Raw genomic sequence first — 2,409 nt, forward strand, 5'->3', positions numbered from 1 at the left:
CCGCCGATGCTGCCAAAGTTCCCATCAGCCATCGCATCAAGAAATGCGCCTGGAACGACGACTATCTCATCAATGCCATCACTCATATGCGATAGCCCTGCCCCTTGTGGGGAGGGGTTAGGGGGTGGGGGTCCATCGTAGAGCGAAAGCCTCGGCTTTCCACCTGCGATAGCCCTGCCCCACGAGGGGAAGATCAGCAGCTCCAGCGTCGGCTTCGGCGGGTATACTTGACCCGCCTACCATCAACGCTATGTTCGCGGCCATGTCAGGGACCAGCCCCGCGGCCGCTGCGCCGCTCATCGTGATTGACCTTCAGACCGGCATGTTCGACGGTGTCGCCGAACCGCCGATCCATGATGCCGACGGCATCGTCGCCCGCACCCGCGCGCTGATCGAATGGGCGCGGCGCAGCGGGCGCAAAGTCGCCTTCATCAGGCATGACGGGCCGCAGGGCGATCCTCTGGCGCCGGGTGAGCCGGGCTGGCCGGTGTGGCCGGCGCTCGGCCAGGCCGCGGATGAGCCGACTTTCGCCAAGCGTATCGGCGATGCGTTCAGCAATGCCGCCCTTGCAGAATGGGTGGCCGGGCAGGGCGCCGGCGAGGTCGTTCTGATCGGCGCGCAGACCGATTTCTGCGTGGCGGCCACGGTGAAGGGCGCCTTTGCAGCGGGCCTGGGCGTCACCGTGGTTTCCGACGCCCACAGCACGCTCGACGCGGCCAGCGAGACCGCCGCGGAGATCATCGCCCGGCACAATGCGGCATTTGCCGCCGCCGGGGTCAAGCTGGCGACGACAAAAGCCCTGACCGATAGCTGATCCGCCGGCTCATCCCTGCGCCGTCAAAGCCTGATCCAGCCGGGAAGCAACTGGCGGGTTCAGACAATTTGGCGCGGGGCGCCTCACTACTGCGGGCTTCCGCCGGCGCGGTCTATCGCGTATTGGCGCAGGAACTCTCCTTTGGCCTTCCCCGGAAAACCATGATTCGTCTCGAAAGCATCAGCAAGCAGAACGGCAGGCAGATCGTCTTCATCGAAGCCTCCGCTGCGTTGCAGAAGGGCGAGAAGGTCGGGCTGGTCGGGCCTAACGGCGCGGGCAAGACGACGCTGTTTCGCATGATCAACGGCGAGGAGCAGCCCGACGAAGGCCAGGTCTCGGTCGATCGCGGCGTCACCATCGGCTATTTCAGCCAGGATGTCGGCGACATGGAAGGCCGCAGTGCGGTGGCCGAAGTGATGGACGGCGCCGGACCGGTCAGCGAAGTGGCGGCCGAGATGCGCGAGCTCGAGCACGCCATGGGCGACCCTGACCAGGCCGACCAGATGGACGAGATCATCGCCCGCTACGGCGAGGCGCAGCACCGCTTCGAGGAGCTCGACGGCTACGCGCTGGATGGCCGGGCGCGCGAGGTGCTGGACGGCCTCGGCTTCAGCCAGGAGATGATGGACGGCGACGTCGGCAAGCTGTCCGGCGGCTGGAAAATGCGCGTGGCACTGGCCAGGATCCTTTTGATGCGGCCCGACGCCATGCTGCTCGACGAGCCGAGCAATCATCTCGACCTGGAAAGCCTGATCTGGCTGGAGCAGTTCCTGAAGAACTATGACGGCGCGCTGCTGATGACCTCGCACGACCGCGAGTTCATGAACCGCATCGTTAACAAGGTGGTCGAGATCGACGGCGGTTCGCTGACCGCTTACTCCGGCAACTACGAATTCTACCAGCAGCAGCGGGCGATTGCCGACAGGCAGCAGCAGGCGCAGTTCGAGCGCCAGCAGGCGATGCTGGCCAAGGAGATCGCCTTCATCGAGCGCTTCAAGGCGCGTGCCTCGCATGCCGCCCAGGTACAGAGCCGGGTGAAGAAGCTGGACAAGATCGACCGGGTCGAGCCGCCCAAGCGCCGCCAGAAGGTATCGTTCGACTTCCAGCCGGCGCCGCGCTGCGGCGAGGACGTGGTGACGCTGAAGAACGTGCACAAGGGCTATGGCAGCCGCTCGATCTACGAGGGATTGGATTTTCAGGTGCGCCGCCGCGAGCGCTGGTGCATCATGGGCGTCAACGGCGCCGGCAAGTCGACGCTGCTGAAGCTGGTCGCTGGCGCTTCCGAGCCGGACAATGGCACGGTGGCGCGCGGGCCGAGCGTCAAGATGGGCTATTTCGCCCAGCACGCCATGGAAGTGCTGGAGGGCGAGCGCACCGTGTTCCAGACGCTGGAAGACGCATTTCCGCAGGCCGGCCAGGCGCCGCTCAGGGCGCTGGCCGGCTGCTTCGGCTTTTCCGGCGACGAGATCGAGAAGAAATGCCGCGTGCTGTCGGGCGGCGAGAAGGCGCGGCTGGTGATGGCGCTGATGCTGTTCGATCCGCCCAATTTGCTGGTGCTGGACGAGCCGACCAACCACCTCGACATCGCCACCAAG

2 protein-coding genes are annotated in these 2,409 nt (G+C 65.6%); both read left to right on the top strand.

Going from position 1 to position 2,409, the window contains the following annotated elements; translation table 11 throughout:
- The first annotated feature begins 262 nt into the window (after positions 1-262).
- Positions 263-814, top strand: coding sequence for an isochorismatase family protein (locus NKH30_RS32980; protein ID WP_352998152.1), 552 nt, complete (start codon positions 263-265; stop codon positions 812-814).
- Positions 815-975: 161 nt separating this feature from the next.
- On the top strand, positions 976-2,409 hold a 1,434-nt coding region (locus tag NKH30_RS32985), incomplete at its 3' end, for an ABC-F family ATP-binding cassette domain-containing protein (protein ID WP_352998153.1).

The sequence above is a fragment of the Mesorhizobium sp. M1273 genome (assembly GCF_040318195.1).
Taxonomy (GTDB): domain Bacteria; phylum Pseudomonadota; class Alphaproteobacteria; order Rhizobiales; family Rhizobiaceae; genus Mesorhizobium.

Bases quoted from the DNA above. Each gene is read 5' to 3' on its own strand.
- NKH30_RS32980 (WP_352998152.1), top strand. From the start codon at position 263: ATGTCAGGGACCAGCCCCGCGGCCGCTGCGCCGCTCATCGTGATTGAC.